Source organism: Bacillus sp. KNSH39 (genome assembly GCF_052656585.1).
The window spans coordinates 5,235,313-5,256,886 of record NZ_JBQXYO010000001.1 but is presented as its reverse complement, the minus strand read 5'-3'; the positions used below and the strand labels follow the sequence as shown (position 1 = coordinate 5,256,886).

The window sequence follows — 21,574 nt, the reverse complement described above, 5'->3', positions numbered from 1 at the left end:
AACCTGCCGAGCTCGGCAGGTTTTTTTATTACATAATGAAGAAATAGAATACCGCAGCTAAAATGAAACGATAATAAGCGAACGGTGTTAGTTTTACACGAGATAATAATTTCAAGAATGAAACAATTGCAAGCATCGCAACAACGAATGCAGTTACAAATCCTGTTACAAATAGCGTTATATCTGCTGAGCTTAATACATCCCAGCTTTTAATTAAATCTAAGCCACTTGCAGCTACCATCATCGGTACCGCTAAAATGAACGTATATTCAGCTGCCGCTGTATGCGACACGCGAGCTAATAAACCACCACTTATTGTAGAACCAGAACGAGAAAATCCTGGCCAAAGAGCTAAACATTGGAACATTCCAATTGTAAATGCCTGTTTATATGTGATTTCATCTAACGTTCTTGCTGTACTTGGTTTCGAAAACTTCTCAGCAACAATCATTAAAATACCACCGGCTACTAAGCTAATAACAACTGGTCCTGGACCAAATAAAACCTCTTTAATAGTGCTATGGAATAATACGCCAAGTACCCCGGCAGGAATCATCCCGATAATAATATGTAATAAATTTAACGATGGTCCGTCTGTTACTTTACCTATTCCAACTAACGACCATAGACGCTTCCAAAATATAACAACAACTGCTAAAATCGATCCCAATTGGATAACAACTTCAAAAACTTTCGCTCTCTCATCGTCAAATCCAATTAAATGTCCTGTTAAAATCATATGTCCTGTTGATGATACTGGTAGAAACTCTGTTAACCCTTCAACAGCACCCATGATTAAACCAATTAACCAATCAGCCACAAGTAGTGCCTCCTTAATAACAAATAATATGTAATTTTTTCACACCTTATCATAATACCTTATCCCTTTTCAAAGTGCATCCTTTTTTTATTGGCTTCATATGTTATAGGCGCGTATTTCTTTTCTAATCTTTGATTAAATTGTATGATAGTAAGAGTTTGTTTTTTTATACGGAAAGGGGATTTTATGAAAGAAACTACTTCATTCTCACAAAAGTTAAAGCAATTTGTATTACTATTTTTTCCGATTTTCGTAACGCAAATGTCATTATTTGCGATGAGTTTTTTTGATACAACGATGTCAGGACATGCAAGTCCAACTGATTTAGCAGGTGTGGCAATTGGAACAAGTATATGGATTCCAGTTAGTACGGGGTTAACAGGAATTTTAATGGCTACTACTCCCATTGTTGCACAGCTCGTTGGATCCAAGAAAAAAGAGGACGTTCCCCACGTTGTCATACAAGCAGTTTATTTAGCAATTTGTGCTAGCTTCGTTGTTATCCTCATCGGTTTTTTCGTCGTTTCACCTATTTTAAATGGCATGCGCTTAGAAGAACCTGTGGAACGTATTGCAGCTCAATTTTTAAGTATTATCGCAATAGGAATTATACCTTTATTCACTTACACTGTTTTACGTGGATTTATTGATGCATTAGGAAAAACTCGAACAACGATGATTATTACATTATTATCATTACCAATTAATGTAATATTAAATTACCTATTAATTTTTGGTAACTTCGGTTTCCCAAAGCTCGGTGGTGTCGGAGCAGCAATTGCTTCCACTGCAACATATTGGTGCATTTTAATTATTACAGTCATTATTATTCAGACGAAAGAGCCTTTTGCCTCTTTCAACATTTTCAAACAATTATACCGACCTTCTCTTTCGAGTTGGATAGCATTCTTAAAACTTGGCGTCCCTATCGGATTTGCTATCTTTTTTGAAACGAGTATTTTCGCTGCGGTAACGCTCATGATGAGTAATTTTAGTACGACAACTATTGCAGCTCACCAAACAGCTATGAACTTTGCTTCCTTGTTATATATGACTCCGCTAAGTTTAGCAATGGCAATGACTATTGCGGTTGGATTCGAAGTTGGAGCAAAACGTTACGATAATGCAAAACAATACGGACTGATTGGAATTGGATTAGCCCTTGCCTTTGCTTTATTATATTCGATTCTTCTCTACTTCTTTGATGATCAAATTGCTTCTATTTATACGACAGATGCAAAAGTTCATCATTTAGCAAAAGAATTTCTTATCTTTGCAATTTTATTTCAAATTTCAGATGCAATTGCAACCCCTGTACAAGGAGCTTTGCGTGGTTATAAAGATGTAAATGTTGCTCTAATTATGACTTTAATTGCTTATTGGATAATAGGTCTACCACTAGGTTACATATTAGCGACGTATACAGAATGGGCCGCGAAAGGCTATTGGATCGGTCTTATTATCGGTCTAGCATTTGGCGCTGCCTTCCTACTTATCCGTCTCTTTCAAGTACAACGAAAATATACAACACAAAACAGCCGCTAATAATAAAGCGGCTGTTTTCTTTATGCATATTTTTTCTTGTAACGTATAATATAATGAAAAAGAAAGGTGGGTACATATGGACGACAAAGAAAAAAAGCAATCATTCGATGAAGAATTTGCCCCTGAAATTTCACCTGGATATCGGCAAGATGTACATAAGCCACCTAAATATAAAAACACTTCGTTTTTAATGGGCATTACCATTTTCGCTGCTGTATTACTCATACTTATCATTTTCGTTTATTTTTGATGAAAGGTGGCCTATTATATGAAGAAACAAGATTCCAATCGTTCAAAAAGAACTGTTAAAACACAAAAAGGATATGCAGGAGATTCTGTTCATACTCTTAAACAAGTCGAGCAAGGGAATTTATATATTGCTCAAAAAGAACTTGGTCAACAAAATGAAAATCTTTAAAGGCCCTTTATTCCTTAAGGGTCTTTTTATTCCGCATTAAGTAATACACCCTCAAATGTTCTATTGAGCAATGAATTTCCTTTATTGTACGCGCTGCTTTTGTTCTAGCACCATAAATATATTATTAACCTTTACAATTTTCACTTCATAATTCAATTTCATTTCGCTTCTCTTACTCTTACCATTTTCAGTACCCGCAACGTACGCTACAGCTTGATAAAGAAAACTCTCATTGGTCTCTTCACGTATCTCCTCGTTTGTAAATTTATACTCTAAATCTTGAAAACGATTTGGATAATAATTTCCCATTAATTGTTCATACCCTCTATTTAAAAATAGTTCTTCACCTTTTCGTTTCACATCTTCTTTATTAGTAGACCCAAACACTGATAGTTGCTCGGTCACAAAATGCTCTCCTACCTTTTTCATTTCATTATGAGTTAAGTTTTCTATACTTTTGTTCTTTAACTCCTTATTTAACTCGTACTGATCAATCGGTTTAAAGGTAGCAAAAACCTCCTCTTTATATGACCAAAACAATACAAAAGCGATACATAGAGAAATGATTAACAGTCTTTTTTTCGTAATACTCCCGCCCTTCTTCATAATAATAGATATATTTTAACATATAGAAAGAAAATTCTGATATCATAAAATAGAATAACTTAACTCAGAAACGAGGAACAATTATGGACTCTTACAAACATTATATAAAAGAAGCTTTGCCTAATCTTTCTATACATTCATATAAACAAAATGAAGAAGGATGGGATAATGTAGCAGTTATAGTAAATGATGAGCTACTGTTTCGTTTCCCGCGAAAACAGGAATATGCGATGCGAATTCCGTTAGAAAAAGAACTATGCGCAATTCTCACTCAATCACTACAAGAAATCGAAGTTCCACAATATCACCTAATTTATAAAAATGAATCTGATGAGGTTCCTCTTTGTAGTTACTATACTCTCATTCATGGTGAACCATTAAAAACAGAAACAGTTGCCACGCTGGAGGATCCAAAGCTGAAAGCAATTATTACACAATTAGCTACTTTCCTTGCTGCTCTACATAGTATTCCTCTAAAAAGTGTTACAGCGTTAGGATTCCCTATTGAAAAAACACTTACCTACTGGAAAGAGCTACAAACTAAATTAAATCAGTATGTTACTAACAATCTTACTTCGTTCCAGAAATCAGCCTTAAATCGTTTATTCGAGAATTTCTTTGCCTGTCTAGCTACATCTAAATTTCAAAATACAATCATTCACGCTGATTTTACACATCATCACATTTTATTTAACAAGCAGAACAAACGCATTTCAGGTGTTATCGATTTTGGTGATGCGCAAATTGGCGATCCTGCTTTTGATTTTGCAGGACTATATTATGATTTCGGAGATGAGTTTACTACATCTGTATATGAACAGTACAGTACACTTATTTCTCATCATGATCCATTACTCATTCATCGTATTACTACCTTTTATCAATACAGTCCTTTACTACATAATATTATTTATAACTTTGAGTCAGAGAATGAACTCGAATTCATTACAGGCACAGAACAGCTAAAAACGATATTACAGGGATGAGATTACATTCTCTCCCTATATACTCTCTCCTCATACATCATTAACTTTTTATCCATTTCAACAATAACTTTATACAATTGAAACGCCTGTAAAATTTGCAGTTGAATTTCAAAAGGAGCATTTTGTTCTTTTAACCATTGAAATACTTTTGTTTCATCTTTCATTGATTATTCCTCCCTTTATTCTGCTATTTGTGGGTAGCCCGATTAATGAGGGCTGATAATCAGTGGGTGATTGACAAAACCCCCACTGATTAAAGTTTCACTTTATTAAAATCTGCTACAAATATACCGTAAATGATGAAAAGCTTTTCATGTCAATAACAAAAAAGGATGCAAAGTTGCATCCTTTAATGAACTATATTTTTCTTCTGTTTCGCTTCTGTCTTTACTTCTTCCCCTTGGCATTCACTACGAAACGCACAACTTATACACTCAGAACGAAAATGACGCTCTGTATAATGCTCAGGTTGCTCTAACATTTCTTTCATTCTAGATAAATCAGCCATTCCAGTTATAATATCTTCCTGTTTCGGAATGTACTCATACTTAGTTCCTTCTATTAAATTAACAACTTCAATTTTTCCTGGAAGAACTCCGAAAGCTTTATAACTGAATACTGTCATTAGCTTCTGACAAAGAGCAAGCATTTCCTCATCTGCATCGACAACATACTTTTTAATTACAAACGACTCAGCACTCCACTCACCAACTTCAAATGTCAATGACATGTGGACACCTAACTCTTCCATATATGTTTGAAACTTCTCGTATAAAAACAATGGTGGTGTCTGACTATCATCCTTTTCAACGAACTGTAATAAGTGATCCGTTAGCTTCGCTAATACAATATAGTACTCCGTCTTCGAAGCAAACATATCAATCCTTACTTTTTTCCAATACTTTTCTATTAATATTAAAAGTACAATTTTCGTTTGTTGACCCGCAGGTAGCGTGTAATACTCGTTAATAATTTGATTGACAATCATTTGTGCTATTTGTTGCCATTCAAATGAAGAAGGTTCTCTTCTTTTTATGTGACGAAAATAAAATTTATGCGGACAACGCATAAAATCATACAAATGATAATCTGTCATCGTTTTGATTGAGATTTTCTCATGCACTTGCTCTTCATCTCCCTTCTGCCATTAAGAAAGGTGTTTTACAAATTCAGCTCCAAACTGTAAACATTTTTCTACATCTTCATCTTCTGGCGTTAATTCTACTTTTAGTCCTTCTAACACAACTGCTGCCCCGCGCTCTTGTAGCTTTTCTATTAAAATGTCAACTGCCACTCCGTATTTCGGATAAGCCGAATCACATGATCCGAATACTGCCGCTTTTTTCCCAGTTAAATCAATAGAATCCATTGCATCATAAAAATCTAAGAAATCATCAGGAAGATCGCCATCTCCCCAAGTGTATGCACCTAAAATAATTCCATCATACTGTTCTAATATAGAAGCTTCTGGTGAATCCATAATATCAATAACTTCAATTTCATTTTCTGTTTCACGAATTACGCCGGCAATATGGTCAGCCATTTCCTCTGTATTTCCACTCATACTTGCAAAAATCATTACTAACTTACTCAACTGAACCTCTCCCTTTACTTTGTATCTCTTTTTCTGTTTGAATGCTCTTCTTCTCATCTACATATTCAGACCGAATTACATTTCTTTGCCATTTCATATGCTGATCAACATCTTTATTTTTATCTTTTAATCCCCTCCGCAGAAGGTGAAAATTCTTTCTCATTAACATGTCGCATCCATTCTATTGATAATAATTATCAATTCCAACTATATTTAGATTAATTGACATTGATTATCAATGTCAATAACTATTTTTAAAAAAATGATTAAAATGTACAAGCTTGTCCGTTAGCTATTCATATACTATGAATGAGCATAGTTCTTTCTCAGCCCTCTCTGACGGAAAGAAATAAAAGCAACTGCAATAGAGTGCAGTTGCCTTTTTTTGTTTTTCTATGATTTTAGTAATCTTATAGTCGTCTCTAAAAATAGCTCCACTCCACAAATTAATGCTGATTCATCCAAGTCAAATTTCGGATGATGATGTGGATAACAAGTATATATATTTTCATTACCTGTTCCTAATTTAATGAAACAACCAGGTGCTTTTCTTAAATATGCTGAAAAATCTTCTCCACCCATAGAAGGTTCAAGCTTCACAACACGCTCATTCCCAAACAAATGTAGTGCACTTTCTTCTACTATTTTCGTAATATATTCATCATTAATAACCGGATCATATCCATATCGATACGTATATGTATACGATCCTCCATGTGCTTCTGTAATTCCTTTCACAATTTTCTCGATTTTCCCTTCTGCTTCCACCCTCAATGCTTGATTAAATGAACGAACAGTTCCCATTAAAGTTGCTGTACTAGGAATAATATTGTCAGCCGTTCCCCCATGAAATTGTGTAACTGAAACAACCCTTTGCATAAAAGCACTTGTATTTCTTGATACGATATGTTGTAGATTTGTAATAATCTGTGCTCCGATAGCAATAGGATCTATCGTTTCTTCTGGTCGCGCCGCATGTCCTCCTTTGCCTTGAATCTCAACTGTAAATACGTCTGGAGCTGCCATCATCGGTCCATATGCAATTCCTATCTTTCCACTCTCAAGTCCTGACATAACATGTAAACCTATTACATAATCAACACCGTCCATTACACCTGCCTCAACCATTTCTTGTCCCCCGCCTGGATACACCTCTTCTGCGTGCTGAAAGAATAGACGAATCTCACCTGCAAAATCTTCCTTTATATTTGATAACACCTCTGCTGTGCTTAATAAAATAGCTGCGTGAGCATCGTGCCCACATGCATGCATCATTCCTTTATTCACAGATGTATAAGATTTACTTGTCTCCTCTTGAATTGGCAAAGCGTCTATATCAGCTCGAATCGCAATTACTTTCCCTTGCTTCACACCTCTTTTAATTGCTAGTACACTATATTTCGTCGGTCTCGTTACTTCAAAAGAAGAAAATGAGCATAATGTATCATATATAAATTGCGAAGTTTCTTTTTCATGAAATGATAATTCCGGATACTTATGGAAATGCCTTCTCCATTTCACGATATTTTCTTCCGAAATTAGATTCTTCCACACTCTATTCATGATAATTTCCTCCTTTTCAAAAGAACTAGAAATTTAAAAGTTTACTCCGTCTTAAATGATTAATAAAAACAAACACTGTATTTTTACGTATTCTTATAGTCCACTTTTATGTATTCACACAATCCACTTTCTATTTACATGTCAAACCCATTACAAATTCATGCTGAATGTAATATAATTGCTAAGTTAGGGATTTTCTTTTTTAGTATTTAGTGCTAATATCAGAAAAGAGCCTTTTGACTTATTTTTACCTAAAATGTGGGATTTTGTTTTTTTCACAATAATGTAGGACATGATACCTACAAAGAGCTATTATTTCATTAAGAGAGGGAAAGACATGGAAAGATTAAAAGAGATATGGTCTCGACCACTCACACAATGGGTTGCAAAGACGGTTTATTATCTTGCAATTTTATTTGCATTGCTTTGGTTGTATGGATTCCATGATACAAACACAAGTACATTTATTTACAATGAATTCTAGGGTGGGAACGTTATGAAGTTATTAGAACAAATTGAAAAGTGGGCTGCAGAAACGCCTGATCAAACCGCTTTTGTTTGGCGAGATGCGAAAATTACGTACAAACAATTAAAGGAAGATTCTGATGCGTTAGCACATTGGATTTCTTCTGAGTATCCAGACGATCGTTCACCAATTATGGTGTATGGCCATATGCAACCTGAAATGATTATTAACTTTTTAGGATGTGTAAAAGCTGGACATGCTTACATTCCTGTAGATTTATCTATCCCAGCTGATCGTGTACAACGTATTGCTGAAAATTCTGGTGCGAAATTACTTTTATCGGCAACAGCAGTAACTGTAACTGATTTACCAGTTCGCATCGTAAGTGAAGACAACTTAAAAGATATTTTCTTTACTCATAAAGGGAACACTCCAAATCCTGAACATGCGGTAAAAGGTGATGAGAATTTCTACATTATTTACACATCAGGAAGCACAGGTAATCCGAAGGGGGTTCAGATTACTTATAACTGCCTTGTTAGCTTTACAAAATGGGCTGTAGAAGATTTCAACTTACAAACAGGGCAAGTATTCTTAAACCAAGCACCTTTCTCATTCGATTTATCTGTAATGGATATTTACCCATCATTAGTAACAGGTGGTACACTTTGGGCAATCGATAAAGATATGATTGCGCGTCCAAAAGACTTGTTTGCTTCTTTAGAGCAATCGGATATTCAAGTATGGACTTCCACACCTTCTTTCGCTGAAATGTGTTTAATGGAAGCATCTTTCTCTGAGAGTATGCTACCGAACATGAAAACATTCTTATTCTGCGGCGAAGTGTTACCAAATGAAGTGGCTAGAAAATTAATTGAACGTTTCCCTAAAGTAACAATTATGAATACGTATGGTCCAACAGAAGCTACTGTCGCTGTAACAGGTATTCACGTTACAGAAGAAGTGCTTGATCAATACAAATCACTTCCAGTTGGCTATTGTAAATCAGACTGTCGCCTTCTTATTATGAAAGAAGATGGCACGATCGCACCTGATGGTGAAAAAGGTGAAATCGTAATTGTCGGTCCAAGCGTAAGCGTTGGATATTTAGGAAGCCCTGAATTAACAGAAAAAGCATTTACTATGATTGACGGTGAGCGCGCCTATAAAACAGGCGATGCTGGCTATGTTGAAAATGGTCTTCTATTCTATAATGGTCGTCTTGATTTCCAAATTAAGCTGCATGGTTATCGAATGGAATTAGAAGAAATTGAGCATCACCTTCGTGCGTGTTCTTACGTAGAAGGAGCAGTTATCGTTCCAATTAAAAAAGGTGAGAAATACGATTATTTATTAGCGGTTGTTGTTCCTGGAGAACATTCATTTGAAAAAGAATTCAAATTAACATCTGCAATCAAAAAAGAACTCAATGAGCGATTACCAAACTACATGATTCCACGTAAATTCATGTATCAATCTTCTATTCCAATGACACCAAATGGAAAGGTAGATCGCAAAAAATTATTGAGTGAGGTTACAGCATGACCGCATATGGATCATTTTATTTTTTCGCTATAGTGGGCATTTTATTAATACCTACTATCATAGCTGGATTAAAAGGTAAAATGTTGCGCAAATATAATGCCGTTTTAACATTAGTCATGATTGCTATTATCTTCTCAGATAAACCAAAGCAAGCAATGATGCTAGCTGCATTTATTATTTGGCAATATGTCCTTATTAAAGGCTACTTAATTTTAAGAAAACAAAATAATAGTACATTCACATTTTGCATAGCTGTTATTTTATCGATTTTGCCTCTTATTTTGGCAAAAATCGCGCCGTTTGCATCGTTTTTACCTGAGTTAAAACTTGTTGTTTTCCTAGGTATATCTTACGTAACATTCAGAGCAGTTCAAATGGTATTTGAAGTTCGTGATGGTTTAATTAAAGAGCTTTCTTTCTTTAACTTCTGGGAATTCGTTTTATTCTTCCCTGCGATTTCAACAGGACCTATCGATCGTTACCGAAGATTCCAAAAAGATATTCAAAAGCCACCTAGCGCTGAAGAATATCAAAATTTACTATATACAGGACTAAATCGTATTTTCCAAGGTTTCTTGTATAAATTTATTATTGCTTACTTAATAAAGCAATATTGTATGGATCCAGCATTCGCTCAACACGATACAATATTTTCAAATATGATTTACATGTATAGCTATAGCTTATATCTATTCTTTGATTTTGCTGGTTATAGCTCTTTTGTAATTGGTGTAAGTTATATGATGGGAATTAAAACGCCAGAAAACTTCAATAAGCCATTCCTTAGTCGTAATATTAAAGACTTCTGGAACCGCTGGCACATGAGTTTATCATTCTGGTTCCGTGATTTTATTTACATGCGTTTCGTCTTTTTTGCAACGAAGAAAAAGTTAATTAAGAACCGTTACACTATTTCGTATATCGGGGCATTTTTAAACTTCTTCATTATGGGAATTTGGCACATCCAAGGAAGCGCTGTTGCGCAGTATGTTATTTATGGTCTATACCATGCCGCACTGTTTATTTTATTCGATATTTTTGAACGAAAAAACAAGAAGCATAAGTTTTGGCCAAACAATAAATTTACACACATCCTTGCGATTGTAATTACGTTCCACGTTGTATGTTTCGGTTTCCTAATCTTCTCTGGACACCTTAACAGATACTTTTAATGCACCCTTCTTATTCCATTAAGAAGTTGCACATATAATATATTTCGGATATAAAGGAGATTTTAAAAATGGCAGAATTCAAAGAGCAAGTATTAGATATTTTAGAAGAAGTATGTGAAAACGATATTGTGAAAGAAAACTTAGATGTTCAATTATTTGAAGAAGGTATCCTTGATTCTTTCGCTGTAGTATCTTTATTAGTTGAATTCCAAGAGCGTTTAGATATTGAAGTTTCTATTTCTGATTTTGACCGTGACGAGTGGGCTACACCAAACATGGTTATTAAAAAGTTGGAAGAAATCCGATGAACAAAGCAAAATTTGGTCCGATGCTTTTAGCATTGGCCCTTTTTGCTGTATTCTTACTTATTCCAACGCGCTTCCTACTTCCACTTTTAAGTGATGAAAAAGTAGAACAAGCTGCTACTTCTTTAAAAGAAGAAAAAATTCAAAGTATGATTTTACAGCAAAAGATGTTAGCAGATCCAAAATATCTTCCGATGTACGGTTCATCGGAATTCGCACGTATGGATGCTTTCCATCCATCTAATTATTTTAAAGTAAAGCCTGAAGGATTTACGCCATTCCTTCTTGGACGCGGCGGAACACAAGACCTTGTACATGTATTAAACTTCGCATCTACAATGGATCAATTGAAAGATAAGAAAATGGTATTCGTTCTTTCTCCGCAATGGTTTGTACCACAAGGTATTGACGAAACGCACTTTGCACCTAACTTTTCAAAACAACAAGGTTACCACTTCATTTTCAACAATGATTTAAAACCTGAAATGAAAAAACAAATTGCAAAGCGTTTATTAAACTTTGAGATTGTAAAAAAAGAAACTTTATTAAAAATTTCGCTTGAAGGTATCGCTTATGATGATACGAAGTATAAAGTAAAAGCACTTGCTGCTAAACCTTTCGCTTATATTTATCGTAACATTTTAGATCGTAAAGATTTATTTACAGCTATGTTTAATATTAAACCGCACAAAGAGAAGCTCGATCCTTCATTAAAACAAATGAACTGGGAAGAGGCTCGTAAACATGCGGATCAAACAGGTGCAGCAGAATCTGGATCTAATGAATATGGTATCGAAGATGGTTACTTCAATAGCAAAATTAAGAAAAAATTAAAGCAACGTGAAGGTTACTTAAAAAATGATGCTTATGACCAATCGCCAGAATATGAAGATTTACAAATTGTACTTGATTTATTAAAACAATCTGGTGCAAAACCACTCTTCATTTCTGTTCCTGTCAAAGGTCCTTGGTACGACTACGCTGGCTTCCCGAAAGAACGCCGCGAAGCATACTATAAGAAAGTTCATGAGCAAATTGAAAAAGCTGGTTATCCAATTGCCGACTTCTCAAATCATGAATACGATAAATACTTCTTAAAAGATCATATGCACTTAGGTTGGAAAGGCTGGGTTTACATCGACGAAGCCATCCAACAATTTTATAAAGCAAACTAACGAAAAGACCGCTTGAATTACTCAAGTGGTCTTTTTGTATATATTTTGTAATTGCTCGATTGCATTCGCCGCTTCTTTCATAACTCGCTCCACTACATGCTGAGCTGATTCGATTCGTGCCAATGATGCTGCCTGTCCTGCCCAAAGTGACATATATTCTTCCTTATTTTGCTTCGCTGCCTCTTGGCGTATTTTAGAAGTTAATACGTTTTGCACTGGATATACCGGAAGCCCTTCTTCTTTTCCTTCATGTCTTTCTATAAATTCATTCCGAATACCGCGTGCATATTTCCCGGAAAACGCACGAGTTACAGTTGTGCTCGTATCTGTACTATGTAAAACCGCTTCTTTATACACATCGTGCGTAATACTCTCTTCACTTGTTAAAAAGGCTGATCCCATTTGAACACCTTCTGCTCCTAGTGCCAATGCCGCAACAAGCCCTTGTCCGTTCATTACACCACCTGCTGCGACAATTGGGATATGCGGAATAACCCCTACTAACTGAGGTATTAACGCAAAAGTACCAATCATAGCATCTCGTTCTTTCCCAATAAACGTTCCTCTATGCCCTCCTGCTTCGCTACCTTGCCCAATAATAATATCTACTCCTAGTTCAGCAAGTACTTTCGCTTCCTTCACATGGGTAGCTGTTCCGATAACTTTTATTCCACTTCTTTTTAAATCATTTATTTCTTCTTTTTCTAACGTTTGAAATGCAAAGCTAACGACCGGTACTTTTTCATCTAATAGCACTTGTAATTGTTCCTTATAGCTTTTTGGAAGCTTTAACGTTCCTTCTACTTCTATACCTAATTCTCTATTCACTCCGCTTAGTAATACTTTCGCCTCATTTACCTTCTCTTCTTCTATTTCTATCTCTTTCGTTACAAGTAAATTAACACCGAAAGGCTTATCTGTTAGTTCTCTTATTCTATAAATCGCTTCACGAATTTGTTCTGGGCTCATATAGCCGGCTCCAAGCGTCCCTAATCCTCCACTATTACTTACTGCTGCAACAAGTTCTGGCGTCGTAATCGCGCCTGCCATACCGGCTTGAACAACGGGATACTCAATTTTTAATATGTCTGTTACTCGACTTGTAAACATCATTTCCCCTCCTATTTCCTTTATATCTTCTTTATTTGATAAGCTTTCCCCTGCTTTTGCAAGGGTTGAACTTCATATGAAGCGAATATATTGAAAGAGAAGGAGGCTGAGCTTAATGATTTATCCAAATGCATTAAAACAAGGTGATACAGTAATGATTATTGCACCATCTGGTCCACCTACAATCGAAAGTGTATTAAAAGGTGTGAATGTATTACAAGAGATGGGGTTATCCGTAATAATCGGGAAGAGTGTTTACGAGAAATATGGATTTTTAGCCGGAAGTGATCAAGTTCGGCTTGACGATATACATGAAGCATTTACAAATAATGAAGTGAAGGCAATTTTTTGTGCACGAGGTGGTTATGGAAGTGCTCGTCTTCTTCCTCACATTCAATATGAAGTTATTAGGCAAAATCCAAAAATCTTTTGGGGATATAGCGATATTACAGCTTTACATACTGCTGTTTCACGTTATGCAAAGCTTATAACATTTCATGGTCCGATGATTGAAGAACTAGGAAAAGGTATTGATTCCCTATCTTTATCCTCTTTTAATCAGCTATTCCATCCGTATTCAACCATTTTATCTGCATCAGAATGTATCGTACCTAGCTCTCACAGTACAGTTACAAGTACGTTAGTTGGAGGAAATTTAGCTGTGTTAACAAGTATAATTGGCTCGCCCTACGAGATAATTACGAACAATACACTTTTATTACTTGAAGACATTGGTGAAGAACCGTACCGCATTGACCGTATGTTAAATCAGCTACTTTTATCTGGAAAGTTTAATGAATGCAGGGGCGTTATTTTCACAAGTTGTCACGACTGCACTCCTTCAAAGCCCTCTCAATCATTGCAAACAATATTATATGAATATTTCGCGCCATATCATATACCTGTCCTATTCGATTTACCAATTGGACATATAAGTCCAAACATCGGTATTCCACTTGGAGCTACAGCGACAATAAACACGAATAATAAAACAGTCTCTATTTCTTCTGGTATAGCCACTTCATATTCAAATTAAAAAGTAAAAGGAAAAGCGATTACGCTTTTCCTTTTACTTATAATAATTAAAAATTCGTCCAGATGCGATATCTGCAATTTCTTCTGGAATAAATGTTTTACTTATATCAGTGCCAACATTTAATACAGCTGTAGCATCTTTCTCAATGCTACCAAATAACTCTTTCCCACGTATCGTAATAAGGGGCGTTCCTTCTGGCAACACATCTTTTACAAATTCCATTTGTGTAAAGAACGGAACGATCCATCTACCTTCTCCTTGGAAATGACGCAAACGAAGTATTCCTTCTGTTGCCCCGTCCTCTGCTTCTAGTGAACCAGCAACATAAAACTCAGTAGATAAGAGCAATTCATAAAATTCCTTTTGCTTCTGTTTATCATCCCCTGCTACAACAAGTACCTCTTCTAATTTCTTTACTGAAATTTGCTCCATATGATGCCACCCCTATTTTCAAAATGATTGTACTTAGATTATACGAAATATTCTTATTTTTTTCTACATAATTCGCAATTATTTTCTTAAAATAATTTTAACACTTCTTTTGTCGTCACAATCGTAGCAAACTCTTCATGTAAATTTACAAGTGTCATATTGTGAATATCCTCTGCACTATACTCCTTACCATCTAAACCTTTACGGTTAAAAGTAGCCGTTGCATCACTCACTAAATATGTTGTAAATCCTAAATTCCCTGCCATTCGTGTCGTAGTTTCCACGCAATGATTTGTCGTTAATCCTACAACCACTACTGCATTACATTTGTTCTTTCTTAATTGCTCTTCTAAATTTGTCCCAATGAACGCGCTGTTAACGAATTTCTGAATAACCACTTCATCAAGTAGTGGTTGCACTTCTTCTTTAAAGTTTACCGTTTCCGCTCTCTCATAAAACATTGACTGAGCATTTTCTTTATTTACATGTTGAATATGAAAAACTGGTCGTTCCCTTTTTCTCCATTCTTCTAACAAAATTCTCATGTTTTCTTCAGCAAAAATATTATTTCTCTCGCCCCAATCTGGTAATTGAAATGCCTTTTGTACATCGATTATGATAAGTGCTATTTGATTTGTCATCATTTCCCCCTTAATTTGGCTGTAATTGAAATAGAAAACCAAGTTGTTGTGACGCAGTAATAAAGCAAACATAGGCGCAAAGCTCTACAATTTCTTTTTCTGTCCAATATTGTTTTAAAGCGTGAAACATAGTATCATCTATTGCTTTTCGGTCATGAACAAATGTATGCGCAAAAGTAACAGCTACACCAATCTCCTCTGCCTTTTGCACATCATCAGGTCTTCCCTTTGCCATACAGTACGGACATTCATTCCCATACGCTAATGTTCTTCTCACTTGCTCCTTCAACTCTGCTGAAAGAGTTCCTTTATTGTACAGTGTATCTTCTAACGTACTCCACGAGTGTAATATATCCGAATTATGCCCTAATAACTTTTGAAACTTTGTATCTCCTACATTTGATAATGAAATTCTCTCCATCATTTCCCCTCCTATTTCCTTCTGTTTTATTGTAAAATAAATAACGTTCACTTTACATTTCATATGAATCTTAATTTATATTTTCCCTTTACAAAAATCATTATTTTACTGGAGGTATATTTACAAATGCAACTAGACCGTGTTGATCGAAAAATTTTAAATGAATTATATAATGATAGTCGCCTTTCTATGCGTGAATTGGCGAAACGAGTAAACTTATCTGCTCCGTCTACTGCAGAACGTGTTCGTAAACTTGAAAGTGAAGGCGTTATTCAAAAATATACAATCGATATCGACTATAAAAAAGCAGGACTAGTTTTAGATTGTATTTTAGAAATCACTTTAAAAAATGGTGATACAACACGTATGCAACAGTTTATTCAGTCTTATCCATCTGCAAGTTTTTGTTACCGAGTAACAGGAAGCTTATGCTACATTGTAAAAATTTCTGTTCCTTCACTCGTTGAACTTGAAGAATTTATCAATGATGTTTCTTCATATGCAACGACAGTTTCTCATATCGTATTATCAGAAGTATCTCTTACTCCTGATATTGAACATATCTTCCCAGAAGATTAATTTATTTTTATTCATAAATTATAAAAAAACCCCTTACAATAAGAATAAAAATAATATATTATGTATTAAAATACATAATATTCGAGAAAGGGGCTTTACATTGAAAATCTGGTTTTATGAAAAAACGGCACAATTAGATGACTTGCTTGGTATTTGGGACAATGTTCCGACCATCCCGCGAATTGGTGAAAAAGTGGAGATTTTAAAGACAGTCCGCACTGTTACAGATATTAAATATGTAAAGAACGGTAATAATTTTCGTGTAGAAATTATTACAAATTAAAAAGTAGCTCCTAAGAGCTACTTTTTAATTATCTATTATGTGCTTTCTTTATAACGATTTTATCTTCTTCTACAGCTACTGTTACATAATCATTTTCTTCTAACCGAAGCTTATTTACAGCCTCATCTGGTAACTCTATGGCCATCAATCTATCGGTTACGATCACTTGACTATACACTTCATTTTCTTGTGATGAATTCACTACTTTTTGCTCATTTATAAAACGTACTGGTGGCACGCCAACTTCTTTTACTGTACGCCATTGTTTCCAAACATACGGAATTAACCATAGTAATCCAACAACTGTAAGACCGATACCAATCCATAAATTACTTTGCGCTTGTAATTCAGTAATTGAGATTGTACCACTTTCTTCTCCACCGAAAAATTGCATACTTGTTGCAATCAAATTATTTAGAGCGTGCACAGCTATATTCGTCCATATATTTTTTGTCTTTATGTATAAAAGACACATAACGACACCAAACATGAACGCACCAATAACATCAAAATGTCCTAGGCCAAAAATAATTGAAGATATAATTACAGCTTTTTTAATTCCCCATTTATGAGCCATTCGCTGTAAGAAAAATCCCCTAAAAATAACCTCTTCCATAATAGGTGCTAACACACATGCTGAAATGAAAGTAAATATCGTCATATATACGTTACTCGTATTAATAACATTTCCGTCTTCTAGCATAGTAACTAAGAAATTCGGTAACGTATGTGCTAATATGTAAAATTGAATCTGAGATATGCCAACTGAAAAAATCATCCCCATTATCGTTGCTAATACAATTAATCCCCAAGATAAACGTCCTGGCTTATCAAAAAAACTGTTAAATACAATATTATTTTTATTTGTTTTTACGTATAGCCAAAGTAACGGAAATACAAAAAATACAGTTATTTGTGAAATAACCTCCATCGTATTCTCAGAAACATTTGCTAGACCTAATGGTATCATTATAAGGAACACCCCTATAATCATCCATCCAAAAAAGCTACGTAGCCTTATACGTGAAAATGCATAGTGCATATAGAACACCTCCAAAGATAGTAAAAGTAAATGGTCGGATAACTACATTATAATATGAATATAGTTGAAACTCTTCCTATTTTTCTCAATTACTTTCAAACAACATAGCTCTTAAAATACCATATCGCTGTTCTTCAAGTTGCAATCCAAGTGAAATTTATGTAATAAAAATCCCCGTTTTTACAAGCGGGGATTTCTTTTATTATAATACGTCACGTTTTTGGAATAATGCACTTAATGCTACAAGTAACACAACAAAGTATGCAGCTACAAGTAATAATGAAGTTGTAAACGTAAATTCTGTAAATGTTGGTTCCATTCCACCATTGATTAATTTATTACTATCGTAAGCTCTTAAATCCAAATGGTTGAATACTACAAACTTCGCTACACCTTTTGCAAACATTATTAATACCATATTAATTGCACCTTGTAAGAAGAATAGGAACATCGTAATAATTAATGGTAATACAGATTTTCTAAAGACATTTGCTAGGAAAAATGCAAGTGTTGCAAAAAAGAACGGTGAAAGTAGTTGATATAAAGTGGACTTCATAACGATTCCTAATGTTAATTCTGTTTTACTACCATCCATTACAATACCGCCAATAATCATTGCAATTAGCATACCAGCTAATACGATAAATAACATTGCTAATAACACTGTAATATATTTAGAAAATAAAACTGCAAGTCTTTTTCTTGGACGGATTAACAATTGTTTAATTGTACCTTTTTGGAACTCATCAGTAAGAGTACGGGCAGCAAGTGTAATCCCAAAAATCGTTGTAAATAAAACAATTAAGCCAATCTCTGAGTTTGCATAATCTAAATATGATCCCTTAAACTCATCACCTTTTCCCCACTTCAACATTGCTAAAGTACCTAAAATTTCGAGTGCCGCAATGACACCCATTAAAATATACATACCTTTTTTCGCATGCAACTTTAAAAATTCATTTTGAATTAATTTAAACATTACGCTTTCACTCCCCCAGTAATCGCTAAGAACTCATCCTCTAACGTTTTATTTTGAACAGTAACTCCGTATACAAGCACATCAGCATGAACAAGTTTTTTTACAAGTTGCGGAATGTTGTCTTTTGTTACAGATGCTACAATTACATTCCCTTTTGCTTTACCTTTAATGATTTCATTTGCTTTCTGAACTTCATCTACTTCAAACGCTACAACGACTGCCTCATCATGTTTCACTTTTTCATGTAAGTTGTACTCTTGTACAAACTCACCTTGTTTAATAATAACGACGCGATCACACATTAATTCAATTTCACTCAATAAGTGACTTGATACGATTACAGCAATATTCTCTTCTTTCGCTAAACGTTGTAAATAATCACGAATTTGGCGAATACCAGCTGGATCTAATCCATTTGTCGGTTCATCTAAAATTAAGATTTTCGGCTGATGCAGTAATGCCTGTGCAATTCCTAAACGTTGTTTCATACCAAGTGAATATGTTTTCACCTTTTTATGAATCGCATGCTCTAACTCAACAAGCTTTACAATCTCAGCAATGCGCTCTTTACTAATTGGTGTAATGGCCATGTTCGCAAAATGCTTTAAGTTTTGCATTCCTGTCATATAATCATATAGTTCAGGATTTTCTACAATCGCTCCAATTTGCTCTAGTGCCTTTTCACGCTCCGAGCGAATACTATGTCCACAAATTGTAATATCGCCCTCTGTCATTGAAATAAGACCTGTCATCATACGGATCGTCGTCGTCTTACCGCTACCGTTCGGTCCAAGGAATCCGTATACTTCTCCTTCACGAACCTCAAATGATAAACCACGAATAATTTCCGTTCCACCAATCTTTTTTCGAACATTCTCTAACTTTACTACTACGTTTCCCAATGCTGATTCCTCCTTTAGACTTCTAGTTTTTTATCGACTATGTGACCTGTAACTACTAGTAATATAATTGTTAATAAACAATTAAAAAATAGATTTAAAATTGTAACCTCTGTACCAGAATAAAATGATGTATTTAAAAAACCATTTTGATCTATAAATCCAATATTATTTATAGCAAACACATACTTTTCTATTTGCTGAAAAATATACGTTATTCCTCCATTAAATGCGGTAAAAATGACGAATAAAACTAAACAAGCAACTTTATTCATAGATGATTTCACATTTAATAGTTTTACAATTACTATAATGAAATAAATAGAAACTAGCATATTAAGAAAATCTAGTCCCCATAAGAAAATAGATAACATATGATGTAATATTCCATAATTATATAAACTGTGTATTGCTTGCTGAATACCTAAATTAGTTTTTCCATTGTAAATATTTAAAGAAAAATAGTATAGAAAAATGATTCCTATTCCTAGCAAAATCATAAAGAGTAGTACACAGAATAAACTATTTGCACATATATACTTTTTTGCTGAAATAGAAGTATAACGTAGCATAGAGTTTTTTAACATTTTCCGAAAAGACGATATACCTGTTAAAAGAATTGCAAATCCATTTATACCTAGTACGATAAAGAATATAATAATAATTATATCTTGCCTACCTGAAATTCTAACTCCTGAAACTCCTTTCATATTAAATAAAAGAATTAATGAAACTGTAATAAAACCAAAGTAAATAATGGCTATCTTTCTCTTATTACAATTATATAGATAAAGAAAAAGCTGACTCATTTCTCATAGGCCTCCTTAAACAGCTCATGTACTGCTTTACCCTTTTGAAATCGTAGTTCTTCCACATTTTCATGCAATATTATTTCTCCATCTTTCAAAAAGATTACTTCATCGAATATATTTTCGATTTCTCTTATTAAATGAGTCGATATAAGTAGCGTACAATCTTCACGATAAAATTTAAGTATTAACTCAAGTACATGTTCTCTAGAAACAAGATCAATCCCGCCCAATGGCTCATCCAGTACATATAGCTTCGCTTTTCGAGAAAACGTTAAAATAATCTGCAGCTTCTCAACCATACCTTTTGACAATGCTGTAATTTTTTCTTCTAACGGTATTTTAAATTCTGCAATCGTATCTACCGCTTTTTGAATATCGAAGTCTTTATAAAAATCTCGGTAGAAAAATAAAGCGTCTTTTACAGTCATCCAATCATCAAAGATTGGCTTATCGGACATAAATGAAACAATTTCTTTCGTCTGTAACCCTACCTTTTTACCGTCTATTGTAATACTACCTTCAGAAGGGTGTTGCAAGCCTGCAATCATTTTCAATAACGTCGTTTTCCCGCTCCCGTTATCTCCAACAAGCCCAACGATTTTCCCTTCCGTAATCTCTATGTTTAATTCACGGATCACTGCTTTTAATCCGTATCTCTTCCATAAGTTTTCTATTTTCAATAGCTCTGTCATTGGCTCTCCTCCCTCTTATCATGTAATGAAGAACGAAGAATTGTAAGAATTTCTTCTTCTGAAAAACCTAAATTGTCCATTCCATCTATAAAAGAATGAAGTAATTCTTTCGCCATCTCTTTTCGCAGCTCCATAATTTTCTCCCCTTCATTCGTTACATACCGTCCCATTCCTCTACGTGTGACAACAACTCCATCCCGTTCTAGCTCTTGAAATGTACGCTGAATCGTATTTGGATTCACTTGTAATTCACTCGCTAATTCACGGACAGAGGGAATTTTATCACCAGGTAATAAATGTCCTGTTACGATCTCTTTTTTTATGTATTCCATTACCTGAATGTAAATTGGTGTATTTGGAGAAAACTCTATTTTCATTTCTTCCCTCCTTTTGTATCAGTGTACTAGTTAAATAATACACCGATACAAAAAGTTTGTAAATACCCATTTAATT

29 protein-coding genes are annotated in these 21,574 nt (G+C 34.6%); 12 read left to right on the top strand and 17 right to left on the bottom strand.

Going from position 1 to position 21,574, the window contains the following annotated elements:
* Positions 1-28: 28 nt before the first annotated feature.
* Entirely contained in the window at positions 29-820 is a 792-nt protein-coding gene (uppP, locus tag ACUL40_RS27015) for a bacitracin resistance undecaprenyl-diphosphatase (RefSeq protein ID WP_000796256.1), read from the bottom strand.
* A gap of 186 nt (positions 821-1,006) precedes the next feature.
* On the opposite strand from uppP, the gene ACUL40_RS27010 reads away from it, so the two are divergent.
* From ACUL40_RS27010 to ACUL40_RS27000, 3 genes are all read left to right on the top strand, one after another.
* Entirely contained in the window at positions 1,007-2,365 is a 1,359-nt protein-coding gene (locus ACUL40_RS27010; protein ID WP_445422671.1) for an MATE family efflux transporter, read from the top strand.
* 76 nt (positions 2,366-2,441) lie between these two features.
* Positions 2,442-2,615, top strand: a complete 174-nt coding sequence (locus ACUL40_RS27005) for a hypothetical protein (protein ID WP_000341062.1) — start codon at positions 2,442-2,444, stop codon at positions 2,613-2,615.
* Between the two features lie 18 nt (positions 2,616-2,633).
* Complete coding sequence (locus tag ACUL40_RS27000) at positions 2,634-2,783, top strand: hypothetical protein (protein WP_000743742.1); 150 nt, start codon at positions 2,634-2,636, stop codon at positions 2,781-2,783.
* An 81-nt stretch (positions 2,784-2,864) separates the two neighbouring features.
* Here ACUL40_RS27000 and ACUL40_RS26995 read toward each other — a convergent pair whose 3' ends face one another.
* Entirely contained in the window at positions 2,865-3,389 is a 525-nt protein-coding gene (locus tag ACUL40_RS26995; protein ID WP_000715254.1) for a hypothetical protein, read from the bottom strand.
* Positions 3,390-3,472: 83 nt separating this feature from the next.
* On the opposite strand from ACUL40_RS26995, the gene ACUL40_RS26990 reads away from it, so the two are divergent.
* Positions 3,473-4,375 carry an aminoglycoside phosphotransferase family protein gene (locus ACUL40_RS26990; RefSeq protein ID WP_065382131.1) on the top strand — a complete coding sequence of 301 codons (903 nt, stop codon included), beginning with the start codon at positions 3,473-3,475 and terminating at the stop codon, positions 4,373-4,375.
* Between the two features lie 2 nt (positions 4,376-4,377).
* Here ACUL40_RS26990 and ACUL40_RS26985 read toward each other — a convergent pair whose 3' ends face one another.
* From ACUL40_RS26985 to amaA, 5 genes are all read right to left on the bottom strand, one after another.
* Positions 4,378-4,539, bottom strand: coding sequence for a hypothetical protein (locus ACUL40_RS26985; RefSeq protein WP_000651086.1), 162 nt, complete (start codon positions 4,537-4,539; stop codon positions 4,378-4,380).
* Positions 4,540-4,724: 185 nt separating this feature from the next.
* Positions 4,725-5,498, bottom strand: coding sequence for a hypothetical protein (locus ACUL40_RS26980; protein ID WP_063220225.1), 774 nt, complete (start codon positions 5,496-5,498; stop codon positions 4,725-4,727).
* A gap of 24 nt (positions 5,499-5,522) precedes the next feature.
* Positions 5,523-5,969, bottom strand: coding sequence for a flavodoxin (locus ACUL40_RS26975; protein WP_000041153.1), 447 nt, complete (start codon positions 5,967-5,969; stop codon positions 5,523-5,525).
* The gene (locus ACUL40_RS26970) at positions 5,962-6,132 is read right to left on the bottom strand and encodes a hypothetical protein (RefSeq protein WP_162494647.1); all 171 of its coding nucleotides are present in this window, start codon (positions 6,130-6,132) and stop codon (positions 5,962-5,964) included. Before ACUL40_RS26970 ends, ACUL40_RS26975 begins: the two co-directional genes overlap by 8 nt.
* Positions 6,133-6,362: 230 nt before the next feature.
* Positions 6,363-7,532 carry an N-acyl-aliphatic-L-amino acid amidohydrolase gene (gene amaA, locus ACUL40_RS26965; RefSeq protein WP_001082783.1) on the bottom strand — a complete coding sequence of 390 codons (1,170 nt, stop codon included), beginning with the start codon at positions 7,530-7,532 and terminating at the stop codon, positions 6,363-6,365.
* A gap of 337 nt (positions 7,533-7,869) precedes the next feature.
* Here amaA and ACUL40_RS26960 point away from each other — a divergent pair, with 337 nt between their 5' ends.
* The 5 genes from ACUL40_RS26960 to dltD all read left to right on the top strand — a co-directional run bounded on the left by ACUL40_RS26960 (position 7,870) and on the right by dltD (position 12,195).
* Positions 7,870-8,016 carry a teichoic acid D-Ala incorporation-associated protein DltX gene (locus tag ACUL40_RS26960; RefSeq protein WP_000440293.1) on the top strand — a complete coding sequence of 49 codons (147 nt, stop codon included), beginning with the start codon at positions 7,870-7,872 and terminating at the stop codon, positions 8,014-8,016.
* 12 nt (positions 8,017-8,028) lie between these two features.
* Positions 8,029-9,543: a D-alanine--poly(phosphoribitol) ligase subunit DltA gene (dltA, locus tag ACUL40_RS26955; protein ID WP_445422672.1), complete on the top strand. Its 1,515-nt coding sequence runs from the start codon at positions 8,029-8,031 to the stop codon at positions 9,541-9,543.
* The gene (dltB, locus tag ACUL40_RS26950) at positions 9,540-10,715 is read left to right on the top strand and encodes a D-alanyl-lipoteichoic acid biosynthesis protein DltB (RefSeq protein WP_000127933.1); all 1,176 of its coding nucleotides are present in this window, start codon (positions 9,540-9,542) and stop codon (positions 10,713-10,715) included. Before dltA ends, dltB begins: the two co-directional genes overlap by 4 nt.
* Before the next feature lie 68 nt (positions 10,716-10,783).
* Entirely contained in the window at positions 10,784-11,023 is a 240-nt protein-coding gene (gene dltC, locus ACUL40_RS26945) for a D-alanine--poly(phosphoribitol) ligase subunit DltC (protein WP_000807310.1), read from the top strand.
* Positions 11,020-12,195, top strand: a complete 1,176-nt coding sequence (dltD, locus tag ACUL40_RS26940) for a D-alanyl-lipoteichoic acid biosynthesis protein DltD (protein ID WP_001030268.1) — start codon at positions 11,020-11,022, stop codon at positions 12,193-12,195. The genes dltC and dltD overlap by 4 nt, the downstream gene beginning before the upstream one ends.
* Positions 12,196-12,216: 21 nt before the next feature.
* On the opposite strand, the gene ACUL40_RS26935 is transcribed toward dltD, so the two are convergent.
* Complete coding sequence (locus ACUL40_RS26935) at positions 12,217-13,305, bottom strand: NAD(P)H-dependent flavin oxidoreductase (protein ID WP_000495279.1); 1,089 nt, start codon at positions 13,303-13,305, stop codon at positions 12,217-12,219.
* A gap of 115 nt (positions 13,306-13,420) precedes the next feature.
* Between ACUL40_RS26935 and ACUL40_RS26930 the strand changes: the two genes are divergently transcribed.
* Positions 13,421-14,341: a S66 peptidase family protein gene (locus tag ACUL40_RS26930; RefSeq protein WP_000640079.1), complete on the top strand. Its 921-nt coding sequence runs from the start codon at positions 13,421-13,423 to the stop codon at positions 14,339-14,341.
* Positions 14,342-14,374: 33 nt separating this feature from the next.
* Here ACUL40_RS26930 and ACUL40_RS26925 read toward each other — a convergent pair whose 3' ends face one another.
* The 3 genes from ACUL40_RS26925 to ACUL40_RS26915 all read right to left on the bottom strand — a co-directional run bounded on the left by ACUL40_RS26925 (position 14,375) and on the right by ACUL40_RS26915 (position 15,835).
* Positions 14,375-14,773 (bottom strand): SseB family protein, encoded by a 399-nt coding sequence (locus ACUL40_RS26925; protein ID WP_000435265.1) that lies wholly within the window; start codon positions 14,771-14,773, stop codon positions 14,375-14,377.
* Positions 14,774-14,859: 86 nt separating this feature from the next.
* Complete coding sequence (locus ACUL40_RS26920; protein WP_000184427.1) at positions 14,860-15,414, bottom strand: cysteine hydrolase family protein; 555 nt, start codon at positions 15,412-15,414, stop codon at positions 14,860-14,862.
* Positions 15,415-15,424: 10 nt separating this feature from the next.
* Positions 15,425-15,835, bottom strand: coding sequence for a carboxymuconolactone decarboxylase family protein (locus ACUL40_RS26915; protein WP_000439756.1), 411 nt, complete (start codon positions 15,833-15,835; stop codon positions 15,425-15,427).
* Between the two features lie 126 nt (positions 15,836-15,961).
* On the opposite strand from ACUL40_RS26915, the gene ACUL40_RS26910 reads away from it, so the two are divergent.
* Positions 15,962-16,414, top strand: a complete 453-nt coding sequence (locus tag ACUL40_RS26910; protein WP_001175498.1) for an Lrp/AsnC family transcriptional regulator — start codon at positions 15,962-15,964, stop codon at positions 16,412-16,414.
* A 100-nt stretch (positions 16,415-16,514) separates the two neighbouring features.
* The gene (locus ACUL40_RS26905; RefSeq protein ID WP_000707107.1) at positions 16,515-16,697 is read left to right on the top strand and encodes a DUF3913 family protein; all 183 of its coding nucleotides are present in this window, start codon (positions 16,515-16,517) and stop codon (positions 16,695-16,697) included.
* A 28-nt stretch (positions 16,698-16,725) separates the two neighbouring features.
* Here the strand turns inward: ACUL40_RS26905 and ACUL40_RS26900 are convergent, their stop codons facing one another.
* From ACUL40_RS26900 to ACUL40_RS26875, 6 genes are all read right to left on the bottom strand, one after another.
* Positions 16,726-17,739, bottom strand: a complete 1,014-nt coding sequence (locus ACUL40_RS26900; RefSeq protein ID WP_000558808.1) for a CPBP family intramembrane glutamic endopeptidase — start codon at positions 17,737-17,739, stop codon at positions 16,726-16,728.
* Between the two features lie 202 nt (positions 17,740-17,941).
* Entirely contained in the window at positions 17,942-18,718 is a 777-nt protein-coding gene (locus ACUL40_RS26895; protein WP_445422673.1) for an ABC transporter permease, read from the bottom strand.
* Positions 18,718-19,620 (bottom strand): ABC transporter ATP-binding protein, encoded by a 903-nt coding sequence (locus ACUL40_RS26890; protein ID WP_000528788.1) that lies wholly within the window; start codon positions 19,618-19,620, stop codon positions 18,718-18,720. The genes ACUL40_RS26895 and ACUL40_RS26890 overlap by 1 nt, the downstream gene beginning before the upstream one ends.
* Before the next feature lie 14 nt (positions 19,621-19,634).
* A complete protein-coding gene (locus ACUL40_RS26885; protein ID WP_000080432.1) occupies positions 19,635-20,426 on the bottom strand; it encodes an ABC transporter permease in 792 nt (263 codons plus the stop codon).
* Positions 20,423-21,121 (bottom strand): ABC transporter ATP-binding protein, encoded by a 699-nt coding sequence (locus tag ACUL40_RS26880; RefSeq protein WP_000137738.1) that lies wholly within the window; start codon positions 21,119-21,121, stop codon positions 20,423-20,425. Before ACUL40_RS26880 ends, ACUL40_RS26885 begins: the two co-directional genes overlap by 4 nt.
* Positions 21,118-21,498 carry a GntR family transcriptional regulator gene (locus tag ACUL40_RS26875; RefSeq protein WP_000687512.1) on the bottom strand — a complete coding sequence of 127 codons (381 nt, stop codon included), beginning with the start codon at positions 21,496-21,498 and terminating at the stop codon, positions 21,118-21,120. Before ACUL40_RS26875 ends, ACUL40_RS26880 begins: the two co-directional genes overlap by 4 nt.
* Positions 21,499-21,574: the final 76 nt, after the last annotated feature.

Coding starts and splice junctions, on each gene's coding strand:
- ACUL40_RS27010 (WP_445422671.1), top strand. CDS start 1,007: ATGAAAGAAACTACTTCATTCTCACAAAAGTTAAAGCAATTTGTATTA.
- ACUL40_RS27005 (WP_000341062.1), top strand. CDS start 2,442: ATGGACGACAAAGAAAAAAAGCAATCATTCGATGAAGAATTTGCCCCT.
- ACUL40_RS27000 (WP_000743742.1), top strand. CDS start 2,634: ATGAAGAAACAAGATTCCAATCGTTCAAAAAGAACTGTTAAAACACAA.
- ACUL40_RS26995 (WP_000715254.1), bottom strand. CDS start 3,389: ATGAAGAAGGGCGGGAGTATTACGAAAAAAAGACTGTTAATCATTTCT.
- ACUL40_RS26990 (WP_065382131.1), top strand. CDS start 3,473: ATGGACTCTTACAAACATTATATAAAAGAAGCTTTGCCTAATCTTTCT.
- ACUL40_RS26985 (WP_000651086.1), bottom strand. CDS start 4,539: ATGAAAGATGAAACAAAAGTATTTCAATGGTTAAAAGAACAAAATGCT.
- ACUL40_RS26970 (WP_162494647.1), bottom strand. CDS start 6,132: ATGAGAAAGAATTTTCACCTTCTGCGGAGGGGATTAAAAGATAAAAAT.
- amaA (WP_001082783.1), bottom strand. CDS start 7,532: ATGAATAGAGTGTGGAAGAATCTAATTTCGGAAGAAAATATCGTGAAA.
- ACUL40_RS26960 (WP_000440293.1), top strand. CDS start 7,870: ATGGAAAGATTAAAAGAGATATGGTCTCGACCACTCACACAATGGGTT.
- dltA (WP_445422672.1), top strand. CDS start 8,029: ATGAAGTTATTAGAACAAATTGAAAAGTGGGCTGCAGAAACGCCTGAT.
- dltB (WP_000127933.1), top strand. CDS start 9,540: ATGACCGCATATGGATCATTTTATTTTTTCGCTATAGTGGGCATTTTA.
- dltC (WP_000807310.1), top strand. CDS start 10,784: ATGGCAGAATTCAAAGAGCAAGTATTAGATATTTTAGAAGAAGTATGT.
- dltD (WP_001030268.1), top strand. CDS start 11,020: ATGAACAAAGCAAAATTTGGTCCGATGCTTTTAGCATTGGCCCTTTTT.
- ACUL40_RS26935 (WP_000495279.1), bottom strand. CDS start 13,305: ATGTTTACAAGTCGAGTAACAGACATATTAAAAATTGAGTATCCCGTT.
- ACUL40_RS26930 (WP_000640079.1), top strand. CDS start 13,421: ATGATTTATCCAAATGCATTAAAACAAGGTGATACAGTAATGATTATT.
- ACUL40_RS26925 (WP_000435265.1), bottom strand. CDS start 14,773: ATGGAGCAAATTTCAGTAAAGAAATTAGAAGAGGTACTTGTTGTAGCA.
- ACUL40_RS26920 (WP_000184427.1), bottom strand. CDS start 15,414: ATGACAAATCAAATAGCACTTATCATAATCGATGTACAAAAGGCATTT.
- ACUL40_RS26915 (WP_000439756.1), bottom strand. CDS start 15,835: ATGGAGAGAATTTCATTATCAAATGTAGGAGATACAAAGTTTCAAAAG.
- ACUL40_RS26910 (WP_001175498.1), top strand. CDS start 15,962: ATGCAACTAGACCGTGTTGATCGAAAAATTTTAAATGAATTATATAAT.
- ACUL40_RS26900 (WP_000558808.1), bottom strand. CDS start 17,739: ATGCACTATGCATTTTCACGTATAAGGCTACGTAGCTTTTTTGGATGG.
- ACUL40_RS26895 (WP_445422673.1), bottom strand. CDS start 18,718: ATGTTTAAATTAATTCAAAATGAATTTTTAAAGTTGCATGCGAAAAAA.
- ACUL40_RS26885 (WP_000080432.1), bottom strand. CDS start 20,426: ATGAGTCAGCTTTTTCTTTATCTATATAATTGTAATAAGAGAAAGATA.
- ACUL40_RS26880 (WP_000137738.1), bottom strand. CDS start 21,121: ATGACAGAGCTATTGAAAATAGAAAACTTATGGAAGAGATACGGATTA.
- ACUL40_RS26875 (WP_000687512.1), bottom strand. CDS start 21,498: ATGAAAATAGAGTTTTCTCCAAATACACCAATTTACATTCAGGTAATG.